The 25,489-nt window shown below is 70.7% G+C and carries 8 protein-coding genes; 2 read left to right on the forward strand and 6 right to left on the reverse strand.

Translation table 11 applies throughout. The features are described from left to right. Window positions 1-41 precede the first annotated feature (41 nt). From VF106_RS49285 to VF106_RS49305, 5 genes are all read right to left on the reverse strand, one after another. Window positions 42-1,058 carry an ABC transporter substrate-binding protein gene (locus VF106_RS49285; RefSeq protein ID WP_330847064.1) on the reverse strand — a complete coding sequence of 339 codons (1,017 nt, stop codon included), beginning with the start codon at window positions 1,056-1,058 and terminating at the stop codon, window positions 42-44. Window positions 1,059-1,094: 36 nt separating this feature from the next. Next, entirely contained in the window at window positions 1,095-2,864 is a 1,770-nt protein-coding gene (locus VF106_RS49290; RefSeq protein ID WP_330847065.1) for an ABC transporter ATP-binding protein, read from the reverse strand. 426 nt (window positions 2,865-3,290) lie between these two features. Then, window positions 3,291-4,958 (reverse strand): ABC transporter ATP-binding protein, encoded by a 1,668-nt coding sequence (locus VF106_RS49295; protein WP_330847066.1) that lies wholly within the window; start codon window positions 4,956-4,958, stop codon window positions 3,291-3,293. Beyond that, window positions 4,951-5,358 (reverse strand): aspartate 1-decarboxylase, encoded by a 408-nt coding sequence (panD, locus tag VF106_RS49300; protein WP_330847067.1) that lies wholly within the window; start codon window positions 5,356-5,358, stop codon window positions 4,951-4,953. The genes VF106_RS49295 and panD overlap by 8 nt, the downstream gene beginning before the upstream one ends. Continuing rightward, complete coding sequence (locus tag VF106_RS49305; RefSeq protein WP_330847068.1) at window positions 5,359-22,941, reverse strand: non-ribosomal peptide synthase/polyketide synthase; 17,583 nt, start codon at window positions 22,939-22,941, stop codon at window positions 5,359-5,361. An 89-nt stretch (window positions 22,942-23,030) separates the two neighbouring features. Between VF106_RS49305 and VF106_RS49310 the strand changes: the two genes are divergently transcribed. Both VF106_RS49310 and VF106_RS49315 read left to right on the forward strand, forming a co-directional pair. Next, window positions 23,031-24,062 (forward strand): FecCD family ABC transporter permease, encoded by a 1,032-nt coding sequence (locus VF106_RS49310; RefSeq protein ID WP_330847069.1) that lies wholly within the window; start codon window positions 23,031-23,033, stop codon window positions 24,060-24,062. Next, complete coding sequence (locus VF106_RS49315) at window positions 24,063-25,088, forward strand: FecCD family ABC transporter permease (RefSeq protein ID WP_330847070.1); 1,026 nt, start codon at window positions 24,063-24,065, stop codon at window positions 25,086-25,088. Here the strand turns inward: VF106_RS49315 and VF106_RS49320 are convergent. Next, on the reverse strand, window positions 25,071-25,469 hold the full coding sequence (locus VF106_RS49320; RefSeq protein ID WP_330847071.1) for a GtrA family protein: 399 nt from the start codon (window positions 25,467-25,469) through the stop codon (window positions 25,071-25,073). The genes VF106_RS49315 and VF106_RS49320 overlap by 18 nt on opposite strands. Window positions 25,470-25,489 lie beyond the last annotated feature (20 nt).

Here is a 25,489-nt window from a genome sequence, read left to right on the forward strand (position 1 = left end):
GTCGCCTCCACGGTGTTGATGGTTCGCTCAGCAAGCTCCGCTCACGAAGCGATGTCGGTACGCGCGTTCTTGATCGCCGTGCTCAGGTCGCGGATCACCGGCGCGGCCAGGGTGTAGTTGAACCGTGGCTCCGCGGACCAGTCGCCGAGCTGTCCGGCGGCCACCGCGGGCAGGGCCCGCCACGTCGGGAACTCGTTCATCTGTTCCTTGCTCAGCGAGAACGTCCTGGTGTCGGTCAGGATCAGGTCCGCCGGGTACTTGCCGACCTGCTCCCAGCTCAGCTGTTCCCAGTAGTCCTCCGACCCGCCGCCCTCGACGATGTCCAGGCCCAGCTCCTTGTAGTACGACAGGTCCGCGAAGAACTCCGGCTTCGCGATGTAGATGCTGTCCTTGTCCGAGTACACGACCAGCACCTTGAGGCCGGCCTTCTCCTTGGCCACCGTGCGCAGTTCGTCGGACGCCGCCTCGAACTCCGCCTTCGCGTCGGTGACCGTGGACGACGTCACGTCGGCGCCCAAGGCCTTGGCCAGTTCCTCGTACCGCTCGATCACCTTCGGCAGCGTCACCTTGTACTCGGAGAGCGCGAGGATGGGCGCGACCTTCTCCACCTTCGGGCCGGTTTCCGTGGTGATCGCCCACAGGTCGGTCGGCTTGGTGCCCGTCAGGCCGGTGACCAGCAGGTCCGGCTGCATGCCGATGAACTTCTCGACGTCGAAGTCGTCCCAGACGACGCCCAGCGAGGTGGTCTTGTCGAGGTCGACGTTGCCGGCCTGGATCTCCTTCTCGCCCGACTCGGTCTTCTGCGGTCCGAACACGCCGGCCGCCTCGATACCGAAGTCCCACAGCGCCGCGGCCGAGCTGATGTACGCGACGACCTTCTGCGGCTGCTTGTCGCGCGTGACCTTGGTGCCGCGGTCGTCGGTGAACTCCCACGCGCCGCCCCCGGAGGAAGAGGAGTTGGCCGGGGTGTCGTCACCGCAGCCGGCGAGTGCCGCGGTGGCGGCCAGACCGCCGGTGGCGAACAGGAAACCGCGGCGGCTGATGGGGCGGAACGGCATGGCAACCTCGCATCGTCTAATTAGGGTAGGCACACCTTACTTCAATGGCGCCGGATTCTCGCGTGTGGCCGACCACGCCTGCCAGAGCGTCGCGTAGTGACCGCCCGCCATGACCAACTCGTCGTGCGTGCCGGACTCGACCACCCGGCCCGCATCGAGCACGACGATCCGGTCCGCCGACGCCGCCTGGGTGAGCCGGTGCGCGACGACCAGCGCGCTGCGGCCTTCCAGTGCCGCCACCGTCGCTCCCTCCAACAGCCGGGCGCCCGCGCTGCCGGCCTCCGCGGTGGCCTCGTCGAGGATCACGATCGGCGGGTCCGCGAGGACCAGACGCGCCAACGCCAACTGCTGCGACTGCGCGGTCGTGAGTCGGTGACCGCCCTCCCCCACGACGGTCGCGACCCCGTCGGGCAACGCACGCACCCACGGGAGCGCGCCGACCTTCTCGAGCGCGGCGTCCAGCTCGTCGTCGGTGGCGTCGGCCTTCGCGAGGCGCAGGTCGTCGGCGAGCGGGCCGGCGAACACGTGCACCTCCTGCGTGACGAGCACGACCGCGCGGCGGGTCGCCGTGGGCCCTAGCTCGTCCAGATGTGCGCCGCCGACGTGGATGTCGCCGCTCACCGGGGTGTGGATGCCGGCGATCAGCTTGGCGAGCGTGGTCTTGCCCGCCCCGCTGGCGCCGACCAGCGCCACCCGCTCCCCGGGCCGGATGTCGAGGTCCACGCCGTGCAGAACCTCCTCGCCGGCACGGTAGGCGTGGTGCACGCCGTTGACGTTCACCGACGCGTCGCGTGGCTGTGGCGGCTGGTCCGGCTCGGCGGGTGGCGGCGTCTCGACCACCCCGACCAGGCGGGCGAGGCTGGCCATCGCGGCCTGCGCGTCGTCCACAAGGGACAGTGCGACGTTGATCGGGTTGAACAGGCCGTGGAAGTACAGTGCCGCCGCGGTGGCCGTGCCGACCGACACGTCACCGCTGCGCACCAACAGGAACCCGACGGTGAGCACGGCACCGAGCCCGACCAGCTCGGCGAGGTTGAGCCGGGCGAAGAACCGCGTCCACAGCCGGGCCGCGCGCAGGGCGATGTCGATGACGGCCTGGGACTTCGTGCCCACGCGCCCGAGGTGGTCGTCGGCGAGCCGGAACGCACGCACGGTCGAGCCGGCGCCGATGGTGTCGAGCAGTTGGTGGGACAGCACACCGACGGTGACGCGCTGGCGTGCGTACATCGGGCCGGCGTTGCGCGCGTACCAGCGGACGGTGTGCGCCTGGATCGGCACGGCGAGCAGCGCGGCGAGGAGGAAACGCCAGTCCAGCACGGCAATCCCGCCGAGCGTGAGCGCGATGGTCAGCGACGCGCGGGCCAGCGCGGGCAACGCGTCCCGCACCGCCTCGGCGATCACGGTCACGTCGTCGGTGACCCGGGAGGTGAGGTCGCCGGAGCCGGCCTTCTCCACCTGTTCGAGCGGAAGCCGCAACGCCCGGTCCACGAACCGCTCCCGCAACCGGGCGAGCACCCGTTCCCCAACGCGCGCAACGAGGTTCGCGCCGAGCCCGGTGAGCGCCCCCTGCCCGATGGCGGCGAGCATCAGCAGGATGACCGGCAGCGTGATGTCCCCAACGGGCGACCGCGCGACGACGATGTCCACGATGCGGCCCAGCAGGGGCGCGGTGGCGAGCCCGACCGCGGTGGCGGCCACCAGCACGGAGAAAGCCGCGATGGCGAGCCCGCGATGCGGTCGCAGCATCTCCCACACGACCGCCCTGGTCCGCGCCGGGGTGGCGGTGGGCAGCAGGTTCTCACTCATGCCCGACCCCCTGTGCCCTCGAGAGGTGCGGCGCGTGTCCCCTTCGGGGCATCGCCGATGTCTCGAAAGACGCGCTGATGACGTTCAACGACCTGAAAGCGTCTTTCGGGGCATCGCCAGTGGCACACACGCGCCGTTCGCGGCGCTGCGCGACCGGTGGGCGAAGTCCGCTCGGCGTTGCTCGCGCGTGCAACGGACGCACTTCGAGAAGCGGCCGCACCGGCTGCGGGGCCGACACCGCGGGCTCGATCACGCACGACTGTCCCATTCGCTCGGACTCACAAGAAAAGTTGTCCACAGCCCCTGCCGACCAGCGGTTTTGTCGGCCCCCACTAGTAGAATGGCACCGGGGCCGGCCCCCGGGATCGGGTGGGGGCTGGGTACGTACCGCTACGGCCGCTTTTCGCGGGGCGTGGTGGGTTGGGGTCATGCCAGCACCGCCGATCGGTAGGTTTCGTTGGCGGCGGCCAGGTTGTGGTGGTCGCCTTCCGCGGTTACCTGGCCGTCCGCGACAACGACGACTCGGTCGGCGGTCGCTAGTAGGGCTGGGCTCGTGGTGACCAGGATCGTGGTTCGGCCCGTGCGTAGTTCCTTCACGCCGGCGGCGATGCGGGCCTCGGTGACCGCGTCGACGGCGGTCGTCGGGTCGTGTAGGACCAGGACCGGGGTGTCCACGGCCAGTGCGCGGGCCAGTGCCACCCGCTGCCGTTGCCCGCCCGACAGCGACCGGGCGCGTTCGGTCAGTTCGGTGTGTACGCCGTCCGGCAGTGCGTGTGCCACCTCGTCGGCGCCGGCCGCCGCGAGGACTCTTTCTTCCGACGACGACACGTTGCTGATCAGGCTGCCCTCGAACAGGTCCGCGTCGTGGGCGGCGACCAGCATGGCCGCGCGAACGGCGTCGAGACGCAGCTCCGGCAGCGGCACCCCGTCCAGCTCCACGGTCCCCGACGACGGGTCGACCTCGCGGCCCAGACATGCCAGCAACGCGTTCGCCACCGCGGGGTCCGGAGCCACCACCCCGAGCAACTCCCCGGCCGGCACGTGCAGGTCCAGCTCACGTAGTTCCGCGTGCGACACCCCGCGCAACCGCACCTCGCCGCGTACCGGGGTCGGCAGCTCCGACGAGCCGGGCGTCACCGCGGGCGGCGTGGACAGGAGGGTCGCCAGCCGTGCCGCCGAGCCGCGGGCCTGTGCGACCTCGGAGCTGACCCACACGAAGCTCGTCAACGGTCCGATGAGGAACTGCGCCAGGCCGACCGCCGCGATCAGCCCGCCGATGCTGACGTCACCCGACGCCGCGAGCCGTCCACCCACGAGTGCCACCAGGGCGAGGAAGATCCCGTTCAACGCGAGCATTCCGCCGTCGTGCCAGGCTTTCGCGCCCGCGGAATGCACGGTGGCCGTGAGTGCGTCCTGGCTGGTACGCCGGTACCGGCTGATCGCGACCGGTTCCGCGCCCAGGCCCTTCAACACCCGCAAACCGCTCACCAGGTCCGCGGCCACCCCGGACGCGTCCGCGGCACGCTCGCGTTCGGCTTCGCTGCGACGTTCCAGCGGTCGGCCCAGCAGATGGGCCAGCCACAGCAGCGGTGGCGTGCCCAGCAGTACCAGCAGTCCCAAAGGGACGGAGATGGTCAACAGCGCGACCGCCGCCACCACGACCGCGGTCAGCGCCGCGACGCCGTACGGCAGGGCACGGTTGAGCGAACCGACCCGCATGGCATCGCCGGTCGCGAGGCTCGTCAGCTCGCCGGGCAGCCTGCCTTTCTCGGCACCGCCACGAGGATCGAGCACGCGGGCGGCGAGTGCGAGCCGGAGGTCGTGCGCCGCCTGCTCGACAGCTCGTTCCGACTGCCGCGCCCCGAACCGGAAGCTGTTGGACAGGACCGCGAACACCGCCGCCAGCACCGCCAACCACAGCAGCAGGCGCCCGTAACCGTCCGCGGCCGCGGCATCGTCGATGATCACGCCGATGAGCACGGGCACGAGTGCTTCGCAAGTCTGGTGGGAGGCGAAGAGCGACGAGGCGAACGCGACGTGCCGACGCTGCCCGCCGACCGCCCGCCGCACGACGTCCCAGCTGGACTCAGCCACGACCACTCACCTGTGCCGTACCCGGCACCGGGCGGGCCGGGTCGGTGTCGATGAGGACCTGACGGTTCGCCTCGTCCACGTGCACGACGGTGGGCTGGTGTTTCGCGATCTCGTGCTGCTCGAGTTGCGCGTAGCTCATGATGATCACTAGATCACCCGGGTGCACGAGGTGCGCGGCGGCCCCGTTGATCCCGATGACGCCGGAGCCGGGCTCGCCGGTGATCGCGTACGTCTCCAGCCGCGCGCCGTTGGTGATGTCGACGACCTGGACCTGCTCGCCCTCGACGATGTCCGCCGCCTTCATCAGGTCGGCGTCGATCGTCAGCGAGCCGACGTAGTGCAGGTCGGCCTGGGTGACGGTGGCGCGGTGGATCTTGGCGTTCAGCAGGGTGCGGCGCATCTACGGTCCATTCTCGTGAAGGCGGGCGGCGAGCCCGGCCACGGTCGGGGTGCGGAAGAACTCCGCGATGGGCAGTTCGGCACCGGTCTCCTCGCGGATCCGGTTACGCAGCCGGACGAGCAGCATCGAGTGCCCGCCGAGCGCGAACAGGTCGTCGTCGATACCGACCGACGGTAGGTCGAGCACCTCGGCGAGCAGTCCACACAGGACAGCCTGCATCGGCGTCTCGGGCGGGCGGCCCACGGGGGTCGGCTCGGGTGCCGGCAACGCGGCGCGGTCGAGCTTTCCGTTGGGCGTCACGGGGAACGCGGCCATCGGCACGATCGCGGCCGGCACCATGTACTCCGGCAGCGACCGGGCCGCGAAGTCCCGCAGCCGTGCCGGGTCCGGTCCGTCCGGCACGGTGTACGCCACGAGCCGCCGGTCGCCGGGCCGGTCCTCGCGGACCACGACCACGACGTCGGTCACCTCGTCGTGCCTGGCCAGCACGGCCTCGATCTCCCCGGGCTCGATGCGGAACCCGCGGATCTTGACCTGGTCGTCGGTGCGGCCCAGGTACTCGAGCTGTCCGTCGCGCCACCGCACGAGGTCCCCGGTCCGGTACATCCGGGTTCCCGCCGGCCCGAACGGGTCGGCCACGAACCGTTCCGCGGTGCGGGCTGCCTGTCCGAGGTAGCCTCGCGCGAGCCCGGCTCCGGCCAGGTACAGCTCACCGGGCACCCCCTCGGGCACGGGTTCGAGCCCGGTGTCGAGGACGTACGCGCCGGCCCCGTGCACCGGCCTGCCGACGACGGGTCGCGCGGCGTCGACCACGTTGCCCACCAAGGCGTCCACTGTGGACTCGGTCGGGCCGTAGAGGTTATAGGCGGCCGTGTTCGGCAGGTCCCGCAGCTGTTCCCACAGCTGCTGCGGCACGGCCTCGCCGCCGACGCCGACGACCCGCAGCGCACAGGACCCGTCCTCGATCACTCCGGCCGCCGCGACCTGCGCGAAGTGCGACGGCGTCAGCTCGATGAAGTCGATGCCCCTGGCCCGGATCACGGCGGCGAGCCGCGCCGGGTCGCGCCGGGTGTCGTCGTCGACCACGTGCACGGAGTGCCCGTCGAGCAGCCACAGCTGCGGTTGCCAGGACGCGTCGAAGGAGAACGACCAGGCGTGCCCGACCCGCAGGTTCCGGCCGGCGGGCCGGTAGAGGGTTTCGCGGTGGCTCCGGAACAGGTTCGCGAGACCGGAGTGCGGCACCACGACACCCTTGGGCCGCCCGGTCGAACCGGACGTGTAGATCACGTAGGCCGGGTTCGCCGCCACGGGTGGTGTCACGGGCGCCTCGGGCAGGTCGTCGATCTCGTCGAGGTGAAGCCGTGTCGGGCCGTCCGGCAGCTCGACTCCGCGTTCGGTGATCACGAGCACGGGTGCGGCATCGGCGAGCATCCCGGCGATCCGGTCAAGCGGCTGGTCCGGATCGACGGGCAGGTACGCGGCCCCGGCCTGCATGACCGCCAGGATCACCTCGAACACCCGGGCCGACCGCGGCAGCGCGATGGCGACCACGCGTTCGGGCCCCGCTCCCGCGGCGGCGAGGACCCGCGCCAGCCGGCCGGTCCGCTCGCCCAGCTCGGCGAACGTGAGGTCGACGTGGTCGTCGCTCAACGCCGGCGCGTGCGGCGTGGCGGCGACCTGTGCGGCGAACAGTTCGGGAATGGTGTCGAGGTCACCGTCCACTTCGGACGTCGTGCCCCACTCGGCCAGGAGCTGGTGGCGTTCTGCGGGGTCCAGCACGTCGAGGCGGCCGATCGTGCGGTCCGGATCCGTGACCGCCGAGGTCAGCAGCCTGGCCAGGCGGGTGGCCAGGGCCTGGGCGGTGGCCTCGTCAAAAAGGTCCACACTGTACTCGATCGTGCCCTCGATGCCGGCCGCGGCGCCATCCGCGTCCTGCCGTTCCACCAGATCGAACGACAGGTCGAACTTCGCCTGCCGCAGCCCCGTGTCGGTGTACTCGGCCTCCAGGCCCAGCAACCGTTCCCGTTCCGTCGACGCGTGGTAGAAGGCCAGCATCACCTGGAACAGCGGGTGCCTTGCCAGCGAGCGCGCCGGGTTGAGCAGCTCGACCAGCCGCTCGAACGGCAGGTCCTGGTTGGCGTAGGCGGCGAGGTCGGTCTCCCGCACCCGGTGCAGCAGCTCGCGGAACGTCGGGTCGCCGCTCGTATCAGTGCGCAGCACCAGGTTGTTCACGAAGAACCCGGCGAGGTCGTCGAGTGCGTGGTCGGTACGGCCCGCGATGGGGCTGCCCAGCGGGATGTCCGTGCCGGCACCGAGCCGCGTGAGCAGGACAGCGAGTCCTGCCTGCAGCACCATGAACAGGCTGGCGTCGCTGCCGTGCGCCAGCTCCCGCAGGCTCCGGTGCACCTCCGGTGAGATCTGGAACGGCACCGTGCCGCCCCGGTTCGTCGAACGCGGCGGGCGCGGGCGGTCCGTGGGCAACGCCAACTCGTCGGGCAGGCCGGCCAACGTGCCGCGCCAGTACGCCGCCTGCCGGCCAAGCACGCTCGTCTCGTCGCTGTCGTCACCGAGCAGGTCTCGTTGCCACAGCGTGTAGTCCGCATACTGGACCGGCAACGCGGTCCACTGTGGTGCGAAACCGGAGAGGCGTGCCGCGTAGGCCGTGTCCAGGTCGCGGCGCAGGGGCGGCAGCGACCAGCCGTCGCCCGCGATGTGGTGTACCAGCAACACGAACACGTGTGTGTCCGAGTCGACCGTCAGGAGCGCCGCGCGGATCGGGATCTCGCTGTCGATGGCGAAGCAGTGGTTCGCGATCGACGCGAGCCGGTCGGCCAGGCCCGACTCGACGATCTCCACGTCCAGCACGGGTTCCGCGGTCGGCAGGATGACCTGCCGCGGGGTGCCGTCGCTGTCGTGGATGAGCGTGCGCAGCACCTCGTGTCGAGCGACCACATCGGACAGTGCCGCACGCAGCGCGTCCACGTCGACCGGTCCTGACAGTCGCCATGCCCACGGGATGTTGTAGGTGGCGCTCGGTCCGGACAGCCGGTCGAGGAACCAGAGACGTTGCTGTGCGGAGGAAAGCGGCAACTCGTCCGGCCGCTCCCGCGGACGCAGCGCGGGTCGGGCGTCGCGGTCCGGGTCCAGAAGTTCGGCCAGCCGCGCGGGTGTCGGCGCGTCGAACACCGCGCGGATCGGCACCTCCACGCCCAGCACGCCACGGATGCGGCTGACCAGGCGGGTGGCGAGCAGCGAGTGCCCACCGAGGGCGAAGAACCCGCTGTCGGGACCGACTCGTGGCACGCCAAGCACTTCCGCGAACAGCTCACAGAGTGCCTGTTCGGCCGGAGTGCGTGCCTCGCGGGTGACGACCTCGGTCAGCTCGGGTTCCGGCAGTGCGGCCCGGTCGAGCTTTCCGTTGGGATTCAACGGAAGTGCATCCAGCACGACGATGTGTGCCGGCACGAGGTGGTCCGGCAGCTGCCGCGCCAGGAACTCGCGCAGCCGCGTCGCGTCGATGGACGTGACCGCGTAACCAATGAGACGGTCGTCGCGCGCGAGCACCGCGGCGGCGGTCACGTCCGGGTGCGCGGTGAGCGCGGCCTCCACCTCACCTGGCTCGACGCGCATGCCGCGGATCTTGACCTGCTGGTCGGCGCGGCCGAGGAACTCGATCGCCCCGTCCACGCGGCGGCGGACGAGGTCGCCGGTGCGGTACATCCGGGCACCCGCCGGGCCGAACGGGTCCGCGACGAACCGTTCGGCCGTGCGGTCCTGCTGGCCGAGGTAGCCGCGGGCGAGGCCGTCGCCGGCCAGGTACAGCTCACCCCGGACACCGGGTGGCACCGGGCGCAGGGCGGTGTCGAGCACGTACGCCCGGGTGTTCGCGATCGGCCGGCCGATCGGCACCGGACCGGTTTCGCTTGGCTGCCAGACGTGTTCGAGGCTGTCGCCGGCGGCTTCCGAGCAGCCGTACAGGTTCACGAGACGCGCACCTGGCCAGCGAGTGGCCACCGCGTCGGCCAATGTGGACGACAGCGCCTCGCCGCTGGTGATCCACGTGGTCACCGAGTCGAACCAGCCGGCCGGCGCCTCCGTGACCAGAGTGGACAGCAGACTCGGGACGACCGTGAGCATGGTGGCGCCGTGCCGGTCCACCAGCCTGGCGAGCGCGAACGGGTCCTTCGCGGTCGTGTCGTCCGCGAGCAGGACGGTGTCACCGGCGACCAGCCCGCCGAGCAGCTCGGTGGAGCCGTCGATGAACGTGAGCGCGCTCTTCGCGACCCGGATGCCGCCGCCGAGGTTTCGGCCCCAGTGCAGGCGGTTGGCGAGAGCGCGGTGTGTGCCGGCGACAGCCTTGGGCCGGCCGGTCGAGCCGGAGGTGAAGATCACGTACGCGGGGTTGTCCGGGTGCACGGCCGGCAGTTCGGCGTCGCTCGACGCGAACTCGTCGATGTCGTCGATGACCAGGTGTGGCCGGGCGTCGGTGAGCATCAGCTCGATGCGCTCGGCCGGGTGGTTGAGGTCGAGCGGCAGGTAGGCGGCACCGGCCTTGAGCACCGCGAGCAGTGCGGTGACCAGTGCGGGTGAACGCGGAAGTGCCAGCGCCACGACCTTTTCCGGCCCGACACCCCGCGCGGCCAGTGCCCGCGCGAGCCGGTCGGCGGCGGCGTCCAGTTCGGCATAGGTGAGCGTGGTGTCGCCGAAGAGCAGCGCCGGGTGGTCCGGGATACGGGCCACCTGCGCGGCGAACAGTTCGGCGACACTGCGTGCCGGCACGGCGGTGACGGCGTCGGCCCACTCGGCGACGAGCCGTTCGTGCTCGTCCGCGGTGAGCAGGTCGATGCGGCCGATCGGTTGCGCCGAGTCGGCGATCACGGCCCGCAGCAGGCGTTCCTGCCTGGCCAGCAGCGAATCCACTGTGGAGCGGTCGAAGATGTCGGAGTTGTACTCGGCCGCGCCACGGATGCCGTCGCCGTGTTCGCCAACGAAGAAGGTCAGGTCGGCGCGGGCCGTGCCGGTGCGGACCGGTTCCTCGGTGACGGTCAGGCCCGGCAGGCGCAGGTCGGCGACCGCGTTGTTCTGCCAGGCAAGCATGGTCTGGAACAGCGGGTGGTAGGCCAGCGACCGGACGGGGTTGAGTGTCTCCACGAGCCGCTCGAACGGCACGTCCTGGTGCGCGTAGGCGTCCAGGCCACGCTCGCGGACGCGACTCACCAGCTCCCGGAAGGACGGATCGCCCACGGTGTCGACCCGCAGCACCAACGTGTTGACGAAGAACCCGACGAGGTCGTCGAGCGCTTGGTCGGTGCGGCCGGCGATCGAGGTGCCGACGGGGATGTCGGTGCCGGCGCCGAGCCTGGTCAGCAGCGCGGTCAGTCCGGCGTGGACGACCATGAACACGCTGGCCCCGCAGGCACGCGCCAGTTCGGTGAGCCCGTCCCGCAGATCGGCGTCCCATTCGAACGGCAGCATCTCACCGCGGTAGGACGCCCGTGCGGGGTGCGGCCGGTCGGTGGGCAGCTCGATCCGGTCCGGCAGGCCGTTGAGGGTCTGTCGCCAGTAGTCCAGCTGCGGTTCGATGTCGAGGTCGCGTTGCCACAGCGTGTAGTCCGCGTACTGCACGGGCAGCGGCGCCCAACCGGGTGCGTGGCCGGCGGAGCGGGCGGTGTAGGCGGTGGCGAGGTCGCGCCAGAGGGGCGCGGTCGACCAGCCGTCGGAGGCGATGTGGTGGAACACGAGCACGAGCACGTGTTCGGAGCGGTTGAGCCGCAACAGCTCCGCGTGAAGCGGGGCCCGGGTCTCCAGGTCGAACACGGTCCGCGCGACGTCGGAGATCGCGTCGGCGAGCCCCGCCTCGGTGACGTCCCGCTGGGACAGTGGCACCTCCGGGTCGTCGAGGACGAGCTGGTAAGGCTCGCCATCGTGGTCCGGGAAGACCGTGCGCAGTGCCTCGTGCCGGTCGAGGACGTCGCCGAGCGCGGCCCGCAGGGCAGGCACGTCGAGCCGCCCGGACAACCGCATGGCGCTGGGCATGTTGTAGGTGGGTGATGGCCCTTCGAGTCGGTGCAGGAACCACAACCGCTGCTGGGCAAAAGACAGCGGCAGCCGCTCCGGCCGCTCGAGGGGAACCAGCGGCGGACGTACCGGCGTGTCCCCCGTGGACAGTGCGGCGGCCAGCCCGGCGACCGTGGGCGTCTCGAAGACGGCCCGCACGGCCAGCTCGACCCCGAACACGGCCCGCAACCGGGCGACGAGCCGGGTGGCGAGCAGGGAGTGCCCGCCGAGTGAGAAGAAGTCGTCGTCGACGCCAACGGCAGGCACGCCAAGCACCTCGCCGAAAAGTCCACAGAGCACTTCCTCGACAGGTGTGCGTGGCGGGCGTCCCACGCCCTCGGCCTGTCGCTCGGGTGCGGGCAGAGCCTTGCGATCAACCTTGCCAGAGGGCAGCAACGGCAACCGATCAAGCAGCACGAACGCGGAAGGCACCATGTAGGCAGGCAGATTCTCCCGCACATGCGCCCGAAGCGCCGCGACAAGCGACCCGACCTCCCGCCGCCCAGCGGGGTTGTTGCCCAGCACCCCGCGCACGGCCGAAGGCCGATAGACATGTGAGGGCTCACAAAGAGCGAAGACGGCCTCGAGAGCAGTACCGGCCCCGAGGGTCACACCGACCCGGTACCCACAGCGCTCGGCAAGCGCGAACAGCTCCTCCGGCTCAACCCCAACGAACCCGTCAAGATCCCCAGCAAGCCGCCCGTTGGGAATACCAGTAACCCGAACCCGCTCAGCCCCACCCCGAAGCACCCGCTCAAGCCCCAAAACCCGCGAGTCTCGCGTTCGGCCCCCGCGAGTCTCGCTTTCGGCCCCTGCGAGTTGCGTTTTCGTGTACGCCTCATCGGCGAGATCGTCGAACGCGACCAATGTCTCCGCCGGCCTCGGCGCGGGAGCGGCCTTGCGGAGGACGGCGTCGTAGCGGTAGCGGGTCAGCTCGTTGTGAGCCTTGCCGCGCTTCGCCCAGAGATCGGTGGTGCCGCCCAGTTCTTCGGCCATCGCCGCGAAGAAGTCGGGGTCCAGCACCAGTTCGCCCTCGTGCGCGACCGACCGGCCCGTGGCCTCCGCGAAGAGAGGCAGGAGCCGCAGGTTCCGGATGTCGCCGAGGAAGATCGCGCCGCCGGGCGCCAGCAGCGCGTAGGCCCGGCGGACCACGTCGGCCAGGTAGTCGACGCTCGGGAAGTACTGCGCCACCGAGTTGATGATCACCGTGTCGTAGTGGCCGTCCGGCGCGTCGCCCAGGTCGTGGGCGGGGCGGCACTCCAGGTGGATCCTCGGGTCGTCGCCGACCTCCCGCAGCAGGTTGGCCACTGCCCGCTCGGACAGGTCCACGCCCCGGTACTCCTCGGCCACCGGCGCGATCCGGGACAGGATCAGGCCGCTGCCGACGCCGATCTCGAACACCCGGCGTGGCGACAGGGCGAGGATTCGCTCAATGGTCGCCGCGTGCCACTCCCGCATCTCCGCGAGCGGGATGGGAGTGCCGTCGTAGCTGGAGTTCCAGCCGGCGAAGTTCTCCTCCAGGCCGCCGTCGGCCGCACCCGCGAAGACGTCCTCGTGCAGCTCCTGCCATTCGGCCACGTGGTCGCGTTCCGCGTTCGCGTCGCGGACACCGGCCGGAACCGCGTACGCGATCAGCTCCCCGTCCCGCGCGATCACGACCGGTTGTCCGACGGCCGGGTGGGCGGCAAGCACGGACTCGATCTCGCCCAGCTCGATCCGGTACCCACGGATCTTCACCTGGTCATCCGCCCGACCCAGGAACACCAGCCGGCCGTCCGGCAACCACCGGACCAGATCGCCCGTGCGGTACAACCGACCACCGGCCGGACCGAAGGGATCGGCCACGAACCGTTCCGATGTCAGGGAAGGACGGCCCAGGTAGCCCCGCGCGAGACCGGACCCACCCAGGTACAGCTCGCCGACGACCCCCGGCGGCACCGGCCGCAACGCTCCATCCAGGACGTACGCGCGGGTGTCCGGGTCCGGGATACCAATGGGGACAAGGGAAGCACCCGGCGTGCACTCGCCAAGCGTGGAGTTCACCGTGGCCTCGGTCGGTCCGTAGGCGTTGAACATCCGTCGGCCCGGTGCCCAACGAGCCACCAACTCCGGCGACACCCGCTCGGTACCCGCCAACAACACCGAATCCCGGGGCAGGTCACACTCCGGCGGCAGAGCATCCAACAGCGCGGGCGGGAGGATCATGAAGTCGACCTCGTGCTCGAACGCATAAGACGTCAAGGCCGGGCCCGCGACCCGCCGTTCCGCCGGTACCACGACCAGTCGCCCGCCGGACAGCAAGCCGAGACACAGGTCCCAGAACGCCACGTCGAAGCTCGGCGACGCGAACTGCAGCACCCGGCTGTGCGGACCGACACCGAATCGTCGGACCTGCGTCGCCACCAGCTTCGCCACGCCGGCATGCGAGACGACCACGCCCTTGGGCCGCCCGGAGGAGCCGGACGTGTAGATCACGTACGCCGAGTTCTCCGGACGGATCACGACATCCGGGTCGGTCGACGGCACCCCGGCCGCGTCCTCGAGCCCGAGCGCGACACCAGGGAAGCGCTCCGGCTCGGTCGTCACCACACACACCGGGGCCGCATCGGCCAGCATGAACGCCACGCGCTCGGCCGGATAGTCCACATCGATCGGCAGGTACGCCGCGCCAGCCTTCAACACGGCCAGCTCCGCCACGATCATGTCCAGCGACCGAGGTACCGCCAGCGCCACGACCTTCTCCGGGCCGGCGCCGCGAGAGATCAGCAGATGCGCCAACCGGTTCGCCCGCCCGTTCAACTCCCGGTACGTCAGCGACGACGACTCGAACACCACCGCCACCGCATCCGGCCGAGCCCGCACCTGAGAGGCGAACAGCGAGACGAACGTCGACGTGCCCATGCCTTCGTCGACGCCGGCCCACGCACCCAGCACCTGATCGCGCTCGCCGGCCGCCAGGAGATCCAGGCCGCCGACAGGGCGGTCCGGGTCGGCCAGCGCCGAACGCAGGAGCCGCTCCAAACGGGACAACACGGCATCCACAGTGGACTGGTCGAGCACGTCGGTGTTGAACTCCATCACACCGTCGACGCCGAAGTCGCGCTCGGTCAGCGAGATCGACAGGTCGAACTTCGAGGTGCCCGTGGTCACGGGGATCTCGGTGACCGTGAGGCCCGGCAGTCGCACGTCCGCGCGGGTGTTGTTCTGGCCGGCGATCATCACCTGGAACAGCGGGTGGTACGACAGCGATCGTGCCGGGTTCAGCGCCTCCACCAGCCGCTCGAACGGCACGTCCTGGTGAGCGTGGGCGTCCAGGTCGCGTTCCCGCACCCGTTCCACCAGCTCGCGGAACGTCGGCTCGCCGGAAGTGTCGACCCGCAGCACCAACGTGTTCACGAAGAAGCCGACCAGATCGTCGAGTGCGTGGTCGGTACGACCGGCGATCGGCGAGCCGATCGGAACGTCGGTGCCCGCGCCGAGTCTGGTCAGCAACGCGGCCAACCCGGCATGGACGACCATGAACACGCTCGCCCCGCAGGCGCGAGCCAGCGTCACCAGCTTGGCGTGCAGGTCCGCGTCCCAGGTGAACGTGAACAGCTCGCCGCGGAACGTGGCGACCGTGGGGTGTGGACGGTCGAGCGGCAGCTCGATCCGCTCGGGCAGACCGGCCAGGGTGTTCCGCCAGTAGTCGAGTTGCGCGGTGATCTCACTGTCCGGATCGGACTCGTCACCGAGCAGTTCCCGTTGCCAGAGCGTGTAGTCCCCGTACTGCACCGGCAGAGGCGTCCAGTCCGGCGCACGACCGTCCAACCGTGCGGCGTAGGCGGTCGCGATGTCCCGCCACAACGGCGCCATCGACCAGCCGTCCGAGGCGATGTGGTGGAACACCAGCGCCAGCACGTGCTCGCCAGAGCCAAGCCGCAACAGCTCCACCCGCATCGGTGCGCGGGTCTCCAGGTCGAACGCGCCCCGCACGAGCCCGGTCAGCACCGAGTCCAGGTCGGCCTCGGTCACGTTCCGAACCCGTAGCGGCACGTCCGCCGCCGGGAGAATCCGTTGGTACGGCACGCCGTCCCGCTGCGGGAAGACTGTGCGCAAGGCTTCGTGCCGGGACGTGACGTCGGCCAGGGCCGCGCCGAGTGCCGACACGTCCAGCTCACCGGACAGCCGCATGATCAGCGGCACGTTGTAGGTGGCGGACGGGCCTTCCAGGTGGCGCAGGAACCACAACCGCTGCTGGGCAAAGGAAAGCGGCAGGTACTCCGGTCGCGTGGCCGGCACGAGCGGTGGCCGGGCCCGGGCGGTGGACTCGGTGAGCAGGTCGGCGAGGCCGGCCGGGGTCGGTGTCTCGAACACCGACCGGACCGCCAGCTCGGCGTGCAGGGCAGCGCGGACCCGGGCGATCAGCCGGGTGGCGAGCAGCGAGTGGCCGCCGAGGTCGAAGAAGCTGTCGTCCGGGCCGACCTTCGGCACGCCCAGCACCTCGGCGAACATCTCACACAGCTGGCGTTCGCGCTCGTTCGCCGGTTCACGGTCCGAAGTAGACACGGCAGGGTCGGGCGAGGGCAGTGCGCGACGGTCCAGCTTTCCGTTGTCGGTCACCGGAATGGCGTCGAGCACGACGATCGCCGACGGCACCATGTGTTCCGGGAGCCGTCGCGTGGCCAGCTCGCGCACGGCGGCGACCAGGTCCGTGTGCTGACGCATCCGCAGCGGGTCGTTGAACCATGACTCGGCGTGGCAGCCGACGAACGTGTTGACCGGCACACCACGGCCGGTGAAGAAGATCGCGTCGAAGCTGCCGTCCCCCGCCTCGAACCAGGTGGTCACGGTGCGGTAGCCGAGCGCCTCACCCAGCTCGTGGATCTTCTCGGGATCGATGCCGTCGGTGATGCGCCCGTTCGGCACTCCGGTGACACGCAGCGCCTTCAGCCGCTGCCGCAGCAGAGCCGAGGTCGCCGTGAGACTGTCCCAGGCCACCTCGGGCACGTCACGCAGGTCCTGGAACACGGTCGGTTCCTTGTGGAGCACCACGTCGTAGCGGAACTGGCTCAGCTCGTTGACATGCCGTGCCCGCTTGATCCGGACGTCGGCACTACCGAAGTCGGCGAACAACTCCGGTGCGACCAGCAGTTCCTTCTCCCGGGCCAATCCCTGTGCCGCGGTCCGGTCGCCGCGCCGGGCCGCGACCTCCGCGTGGAAGGCCGACAGCTGGCGCAGGTCACGCACGTCGCCGACGAACACCGCGCCGTCCGGCACAACGAGGTCGAGCGCACCGCGCAGCACCGCGCGGAGGTAGTCGCCGCTCGGGAAGTACTGCACCACCGAGTTGATCACGATGGTGTCGAAGAAGTCCCGTGGCAGCCCGGAAAGATCGGCCGCGTCCCGTTGGTACAGCGTCGCGTCCGGATACCGGTGGCGCAGCCCGTCGACGGCGGCGGCGGAAACGTCGGTGCCCCAGTACTCCTCGCATTCCGGCACCAGCTGGGACATGATCAGACCGGTTCCGACGCCGATCTCCAGCACGCGCCGTGGCCGCAGCTCGCGGATCCGCGTCACGACCGCGTCCCGCCACTCCCGCATCTGTTCGACGGGGATGGGTTGGCCGTCGTAGCTGGAGTTCCAGCCCGAGAAGTCGTCGGGGCTGGCGGAGTACAGCGAGTCGTACAGCTCCCGCCACTCGCCGACGTGTTCGGTCGCGCCGGCGTCCAGCGCGCCCGGCACCACGTAGCCGACAAGGCGCACGTCGCCCGGCCGGTCCTCGCGGGCCACGACCACGGCCTGGTCGACGTCCGGGTGGTCGGCGAGCGTCGCGGCGATCTCGCCGGGTTCGACGCGGAACCCGCGGATCTTGACCTGCTCGTCGGCGCGACCGAGATACTCGAGCACTCCGTCCGTGCGCCGTTTGGCCAGGTCGCCGGTGCGGTACATCCGGGCGCGGGGCGGCCCGAACGGGTCCGCGACGAACCGTTCCGCCGTCAGGCCGGGACGGTTCAGGTAACCGCGGGCCAGCTGTACGCCGGCCAGGTACAGCTCGCCCGGTGTGCCGGGTGGAACGGGCTGGAGGCGGGCGTCGAGCACGTAGGTGCGGGTGTTCCACACCTCGCGGCCGATCGGCACGGTCGGGTCGGCCGGGTCGCACGGCCAGTACGTGACGTCCACAGAGGCCTCGGTCGGCCCGTACAGGTTGTGTAGCTCGGCGTCCAGCACCCGGCTGAACAGCTCGACGGCGTCGACGGGCAGGGCCTCGCCGCTGCAGATGACGCGGCGAAGCGTCGTGCACCCGGCCGCGGTCGGCTCACGCAGGAACACCTGCAGCATCGACGGGACGAAGTGGACGGTGGTGACGCCGCGTTCGCGGATCAGCGACGCCAGGTAGGCGGGGTCCTTGTGGCCGTCCGGGCGGGCGACAACCTCGGTGGCGCCGGTGATGAGCGGCCAGAAGAACTCCCAGACCGACACGTCGAAGCTCGACGGCGTCTTCTGCAACACCCGGTCGGCAGGGGTAAGTCCGTACTCGTGCTGCATCCACAACAGACGGTTGACGATGCCCCGGTGCGACACCAGGACGCCCTTGGGCCGACCGGTCGAGCCGGACGTGTAGATGACGTAGGCCGGGTGGTCCGGGCGGAGGTCAACCTCCAACGGCGTGCTGGGGAAGGCGGACAGATCCGCCTCGGCGAGCACGTCCTGCGACAGCACGATTGCCGGCCGGGCGTCGGAAATCATGAACTCGACGCGGTCGGCGGGGTAGTCCGGGTCCACCGGCAGGTAGGCGGCGCCGGTCTTCAGCACGGCGAGCAGGGCGGTGATCAGCTCGACCGAGCGCGGCAGCGCCACGGCCACGACCTGCTCGGGTCCCGCGCCCTGGCTGGCCAGCCAGTGGGCGAGCCGGTTCGCGGCCGCGTCCAGTTCGGCGTAGCTCAGCTCGACGTCCTCGAAGCAGAGCGCCGGATGCTCGGGAGTGGCGGCGACCTGCGCGGCGAACAACTCGGGCAGCGTCGTCTCGGGAACCGGTGTGTGCACCCAGCTCTGCTCGCGCTCGGCAGTGGTGAGCAGATCGATCGCGCCGACGGCGGCGTCCGGGTCGGCGACGACCGCACGCAGCACCCGTTCGAGCCGGGCGAGGATCGCATCCACAGTGGACCGGTCGAAGACCTCGGTGTTGTACTCGGCGAGTCCCTGGACGCCGTGTGGTTTCTCGGTGAGCGAGAACCACAGGTCGAACTTGGCGGTGCCGGTGCCGACCTTGATCTCGTCGACGGAGAGCCCCGGCAGCTCCACCCCGGCGGTCGGGGTGTTCTGCCAGGCGAGCATGGTCTGGAACAGCGGGTGGTAGGCCAGCGAACGGGCCGGGTTCAACGCCTCCACGAGCCGCTCGAACGGCACGTCCTGGTGGGCGTACGCGTCCAGGCTGCGTTCCCGCACCCGCGTGACCAGGTCGCGGAACGACGGGTCGCCGGCCGTGTCGACCCGCAGCACCAGCGTGTTCACGAAGAACCCGACCAGGTCTTCGAGGGCCTGGTCGGTGCGGCCGGCGATCGGCGTGCCGACCGGCACGTCCGTGCCCGCACCGAGCCGGGTCAGCAACGCGGCGAGGCCGGCGTGCACGACCATGAACACACTGGCCCCACAGGCACGAGCCAGGTCCGTGAGACCGGCGAGCAGCTCGGCGTCCCACTCGAACGTGAAGAACCCGCCGCTGTACGAGGACACCGCGGGATGCGGCCGGTCGGTGGGCAGCTCGGTGCGGTCGGGCAGGCCACTCAGGGTCTGCCGCCAGTAGTCCAACTGGGACTCCATGCCCGGCAGCTCTCGTTGCCACAGCGTGTAGTCCGCGTACTGCACGGGCAGTGGTGCCCAGCCTGGCGCGCGGCCGGCCACACGGGCGGTGTAGGCGGTGCCGAGGTCACGCCACAGCGGCGCCATCGACCAGCCGTCGGCGGCGATGTGGTGGACCACCAGGACGAGCACATGCTCACTGGACCCAAGCCGCAGCAGCTCGGCCCGCACCGGGATCGTGGTCTCCAGGTCGAACACGCCACGCACGACGTCCGCCACCGTGTCGTCCACTTCGGACGACGGAACGGTCCGCGTAACCAGCTCGACCTCGGCGGCCGGGAGGATGTGCTGGTACGGCACGCCGTCCGCGGCCTGGAACACCGTCCGAAGTGCCTCGTGCCGGGCCACCACGTCGTTCAGCGCCACCCGCAACGCGGACACGTCCAGCTGGCCGGTCAGGCGGAGTACCAGCGGCACGTTGTAGGTCGCGGAGCCGCCTTCCAGCCGGTGGAGGAACCACAGCCGTTGCTGGGCAAAGGAAAGCGGCACCCGCCCTGGCCGAGCGGCGGCGACCAGCTCGGGACGGCTCTCCGCGGCGACCGTGCCGGACAGCAGCTCGGCGAGCCCGGCCGGGGTTGCCGTGTCGAACACGGCACGAACCGACAGCTCCGCACCGACCGCCTTGCGAATCCACAGGAGCAGTCGCGTGGCGAGCAGGGAATGCCCGCCGAGGTCGAAGAAGTCGTCGTCCGCGCCCACTGAGGACAGGCCGAGCACCTCGGCGAACATCTCGCACAGCATCTGCTCGACCGGCGTGCGAGGGGCCCGACCACCGGTGACACGCGGCTCGGGGTCGGGCAGCGCGCGCCGGTCCACCTTGCCGGATGCCAGCACCGGCAGCCGATCCAGGACCACGAACGAGGACGGCACCATGTACTCGGGCAGGCGCTCGCGAGCGTAGGCACGGAGTGTGGCCGTGAGCGTGGCGGTTTCCCGCCGACGGGCGGGGTTGTTGGCGTAGGCGGCCCAGGCCGTGCCGAGTGCGCCAGGCCGGTACACGTGGCCAGGTTCATCGAGCGCGAAGACGGCCTCGAGCGCCTTTTCGTCGGCCGACCACGTCACGGCGACGTGGTAGCCGGCCGGCGCACCGAGCTGGTGCAGCAACTCGGGATCGACGCCGGTGAACCCGTCGAGGTCGCCGGCGAGGCGTCCGTTGGGAATGCCGGTGACGCGCAGGCGGGTGGGTCGCTCGTCGTGGAGCAACCGGTCGACGGCGGCGGGACATTCGAAGGCGACCACGGTCTCCGCCGGGGTCTGCGCGGGAGAGTCCTTACGCAGCACCACGTCGTAGCGGTAACGGCTCAGTTCGTTGTGCGCCTCGCCCCGCTTGACCCACAGATCGGCGTGCCCGCCCAGTTCTCGGGCGAGGGCAGGGAAGAAGTCGGGATCGAGCAGCAGCTCACTTTCCTGCGTACGACCCGTGGCCGCCTCGAAGACCGGCAGGAGCCGCGCGTTCCGGATGTCACCGAGGAAGATCACGCCGCCGGGCGCCAGGAAGTCGTACGCCTTGCGGATGACCTCGACCAGGTAGTCGACGCTCGGGAAGTACTGCGCCACCGAGTTGATGACCACGGTGTCGAAGAAGTCCTCCGGCACGTAACCGAGATCGTGCGCCGGTCGGCTCTCCAGGTGAATCCGAGGGTCGTCGCCCACTTCCCGCAACAGGTTGGCCACTGCCCGCTCGGACAGGTCCACGCCCCAGTACGCCTCCACCCGAGGCGCCACTTTGGACAGGACCAGCCCGCTGCCGACGCCGACCTCGAAGACCCGCTGCGGGGACAGGGCCAGGATCCGCTCGATGGTCGCCGCGTGCCACTCCCGCATCTCCGCGAGCGGGATGGGGGTGCCGTCGTAGCTGGAGTTCCAGCCGGCGAAGTTCTCCTCCAGGCCACCGGATGCCGCGTCGGTGAAGACGTCCTCGTGCAGTTCCTGCCACTCGCTGACGTGCGCCCGCTCGGCGTCGGCGTCCCGACCGGCCACGGCCGCCGCGTACGCGACCAGCCGCCCGTCCCGCGCGACGACGACCGACTGCGCCACCGACGGGTGCTCGGTGAGCACGGACTCGATCTCACCCAGCTCGATCCGGTACCCACGGATCTTCACCTGGTCGTCCGCCCGGCCCAGGAACACCAGCCGGCCGTCCGGCAACCACCGCACCAGATCGCCCGTCCGATAGAGCCGACCGCCCGGTGCCCCGAACGGATCGGCCACGAACCGTTCCGACGTCAGGGAAGGACGGCCCAGATAGCCCCGCGCCAAACCAGAACCACCCAGGTACAACTCTCCCACCACACCCGGCGGCACCGGCCGCAACGCACCGTCCAAAACGTACGCCCGCGTCCCCGGGTCCGGGATACCAATCGGCACAAGCGAAGCGCCCGGCGCGCACTCCCCCAGCGTCGAGTTCACCGTCGCCTCGGTGGGCCCGTACGCGTTGAACATCCGACGCCCCGGCGCCCACCGAGCCACCAACTCCGGCGACACCCGCTCGGTACCCGCCAGCAACACCGAGTCCCGCGGCAGGTCGAGGTCCGGCGGCAGCTCGGCGAGCAGTGCCGGCGGCAGGATCATGAAGTTGACCTCGTGCTCAAACGCGTACGAGGTCAGCTCGGGCCCGGGCACCCGCCGGTCCGCCGGCACGACGACCAACCGCCCGCCGGACAGCAAACCAAGACACAGATCCCAGAACGCCACGTCGAAACTCGGCGACGCGAACTGCAACACCCGGCTGTGCGGACCCACCCCGAACCGCTCCACCTGCGTGGCCACCAGCTTCGCCACGCCAGAGTGCGACACCACGACACCCTTGGGCCGCCCGGTCGACCCGGACGTGTAGATTACGTACGCGGCGTTGTCGGGCCCGACCGCGACGTCCGGATCGGTCGACGGCATCCCGGCCGCATCGTCGAGCGGGCCCGTGATCACGCACACCGGCGCGGCATCGGCCTCCATGAACGCACGCCGCTCGGCCGGCAGGTCCGGGTCAAGCGGCAGGTAGGCCGCGCCCGCCTTCAACACCGCCAACTCGGCCACGATCATGTCCATCGAGCGCGGCACCGACAGTGCCACCACCCGCTCGGGCCCGGCGCCGCGAGAGATCAGCAGGTGCGCCAACCGGTTCGCCCGCTCGTTCAGCTCCCGATACGTCAGCGACGACGACTCGAACACCACCGCCACCGCGTCCGGTCGCGCCCGCACCTGTTCGGCGAACAGCGAGGGCAGCGTCCGGCGGGCGGCCATCCGGTCGGTGTCGTTCCAGTCGACGAGGATCCGCTCGCGCTCGTCGTCCATGAGCAGCGCCAGTCGGCTCACCGGGCACGACGGCCGCGCCTGCCCGTCGGCCAGCAGCACGTCGAGGTGCGCGAGCATGCTGTCCACGGTCGCCGCGTCGAAGAGGTCGGCCCGGTAGGTCACGGTCAGCCGCGTGCCGGCCACCTCGATCGCGAAGTCGGGCAGCGCCTCGTCCTGGGTGACCTGAACCCGCTCGACCGCCGCCGCGAAGGTGGGGTCATCGCCGAGATCGACGCGCACCAACACGGCGCCCATGCCGATGACGAGGTCGGTGGTACCGGTGTACCGCGACAGCAGCGCGGCGAACGCGGCGAGAACGACCAGGTCATCGCAGGGTTCGGCCAGCTCCCGGTGATGTGCCGCCGTCTCTTCCACCGCTTCGCGACCAGACACGCGCGCCAGCCTCCCCGGACTCCGAACCAACGACTTAGGGGAGCCTAACAAGAATTAGGTTAGGGACACCTAATGCTAGGTTTCACACCGTGGGAACTGACGACGCGCTGACGACCAGGCGAGGCCCCGCGCTCCGTGCGCTTGGGCTGCTCGCAGCGGTCGCGGTGCTCGCCGTCCTGTGTCTACTCAGCGTCTGGTTGGGCTCGAAGGAGATTCCCGTCACGGCGGTCTGGGACGTGCTGTGGCACAACGACGGCTCGGCGGACGCCGTGGTCATCCACAGTGTCCGGATCCCCCGGACACTGCTGGGGCTCGCGGTCGGCGCCGCACTCGGGCTGGCCGGTGCGTTGATGCAGGCACTGACCCGCAACCCGCTCGCCGAGCCCGGCCTGCTCGGCATCAGCGCGGGGGCCGGCTTCGCGATCGTGTTCGCCATCGCCGTGCTCGGTGTCACGTCGCTCTACTCCTACATCTGGTTCGCCTTCGCTGGCGCGCTCGCCGCGAGCATCGTCGTGTACCTGCTGGGCAACCGGGGCCGGACGGAGGCGAGCCCGGTGCGGCTCGCACTGGCCGGCGTGGCGGTCACGGCCCTGCTCACGTCGTTCACCAGCGCGCTCGTGCTGACCGACCCCGTTGCGCTGAACCGCTACCGCTTCTGGTCCGCTGGGTCGCTGGCCGGCCCGGTGTCCGGTTCGCTGGTCCGCGTGCTGCCGTTCCTGCTGGTCGGGATGGTGCTGGCGCTGGCGAGCGCACCGGCGCTGAACAGCATGGCGCTCGGCGACGACACCGCGACCGCGCTGGGCCGCCGCCTGGGACTGGTCCGCCTGCAGGGCGTCATGGCGGTGACCCTGCTGACGGGTGCGGCGGTCGCCGTGGCCGGGCCGATCATGTTCATCGGCCTGGTGATCCCGCACGTGGCCAGGTTCATCACCGGGCCCGACCATCGCTGGCTGCTGCCGTACTCGATGGTGCTGGCGCCGTGCCTGCTGCTGGCCGCGGACATCGTGGGCCGCCTGGTGACGCGCCCTGCGGAGACACAGGTCGGCATTGTCGTCTCGCTGCTGGGGGCACCGTTCTTCATCGCGCTGGTCCGCCGGCGCCGTCGCATGGCGGAGCTGTAGATGCTGCGACTGGACCGTGCGCACGGCCGCACCACGTTCCGCACCGGACGCCTGTCGGGTGTGGTGCGCCCACGGATGATCATGGTTGGGCTCGTCATGCTCGTGGTGGTGGCGGTGCCGTTCTGCTACGGCATGACGATCGGCAGCTTCCCGATCAGCCTGCCGTCGGTGGTGTCGGCGGTCTTCGGCGCCGGCGAGCCGGGCCCGGTGTACATCGTGCGGGAGCTGCGGCTGCCCCGCGCCGTCGTGGGTCTACTCGCGGGCCTGGCGTTCGGCATGAGCGGTGCCATCTTCCAGACGGTGACGAGAAACCCGCTGGCCAGCCCGGACATCGTGGGCATCAACGCCGGCGCGGCGGCAGCGGCGGTCGCCGGGATCACGCTCGGGTTCGGGTCCAGCGCGGTGCTGGGGGTGCTGGGCGGTCTCGGCGCGGGTCTGCTGGTGTACCTGCTGTCGTGGCGACGCGGCACGACCGGCTACCGCTTCATCCTGGTGGGCGTCGGCGTGTGGGCGATGTGCACGAGCATCACGGACTTCCTGATGGCGAAGGCCCAGATCTTCGAGGCACAGCGGGCGATGGGCTGGCTGGTCGGCAGCCTCGACGACCGCGACTGGTCGGCCGTGCAGCCGCTCATGATCGCCCTCGTCGTGCTGACCCCGGCGGCGCTGGTGCTGGGCCGGTGGATGCGGCTGCTGCAGCTGGGCGACGAGGTGGCGACCGGGCTGGGCACCCCGGTCCGCGTCGCACACCTCGCGTTGCTGGTGACCGGGGTGGGGATGGCGACGTTCGCCACCGGCGCGACGGGTCCGATCATGTTCGTCGCCCTTGTGGGGCCACAGATCGCGCAACGGCTGTGCGGGATGGCGTGGCCGCCGCTGGTGGTGTCGGGGCTGACGGGTTCGGCGGTGGTGCTGTCGGCGGACGTGCTCAGCCGCGTGATCCTGCCGTCGGCCAGCCTGCCGGTCGGCGTGGTCACCGGTGCCCTGGGCGCCCCGGTCCTGCTGTGGCTACTGACCCGCCGCTGAGCCGAACACCCAGTGCCGCATCAGCACGAACCGCACGGCGCCCGCCACCGCGCTGGCCACGATCAGCACGGCCAGCTCGGCCAGTTGACCGGCGCCGACGACCATGTCCACCGCGGCGGTGGTGATCACGACACCGAGCCCGGTGACCGCCATGCTCTTGACGTGGTGTCGCATGTGGACCGACCCGCCGAAGGTCACCCTGCCGTTGGCGCTCGTGCCGGCGATCGTGGTCAGCACCGTCGCCAGCACGTTCGCGGCCGTGGCGGACAACACCGTCCGGAAGAGCAGGTAGACGGCGAGGGACAACGCCGTGTTGACCACCCCGACGGCGGCGAACCGCACGAACTGGAACCGGAGGACTGCTGGCGCGGTGATGGTCACGGCGACAAGAGTGCGCCTCG

The sequence above is a fragment of the Actinophytocola sp. genome, assembly GCF_036378875.1.
GTDB lineage: Bacteria > Actinomycetota > Actinomycetes > Mycobacteriales > Pseudonocardiaceae > Actinophytocola.

Excerpts from the sequence above, each read along its gene's own strand:
- VF106_RS49285 (WP_330847064.1), bottom strand. The coding sequence starts at position 1,058 with ATGCCGTTCCGCCCCATCAGCCGCCGCGGTTTCCTGTTCGCCACCGGC.
- VF106_RS49290 (WP_330847065.1), bottom strand. The coding sequence starts at position 2,864 with ATGAGTGAGAACCTGCTGCCCACCGCCACCCCGGCGCGGACCAGGGCG.
- panD (WP_330847067.1), bottom strand. The coding sequence starts at position 5,358 with ATGCGCCGCACCCTGCTGAACGCCAAGATCCACCGCGCCACCGTCACC.
- VF106_RS49315 (WP_330847070.1), top strand. The coding sequence starts at position 24,063 with ATGCTGCGACTGGACCGTGCGCACGGCCGCACCACGTTCCGCACCGGA.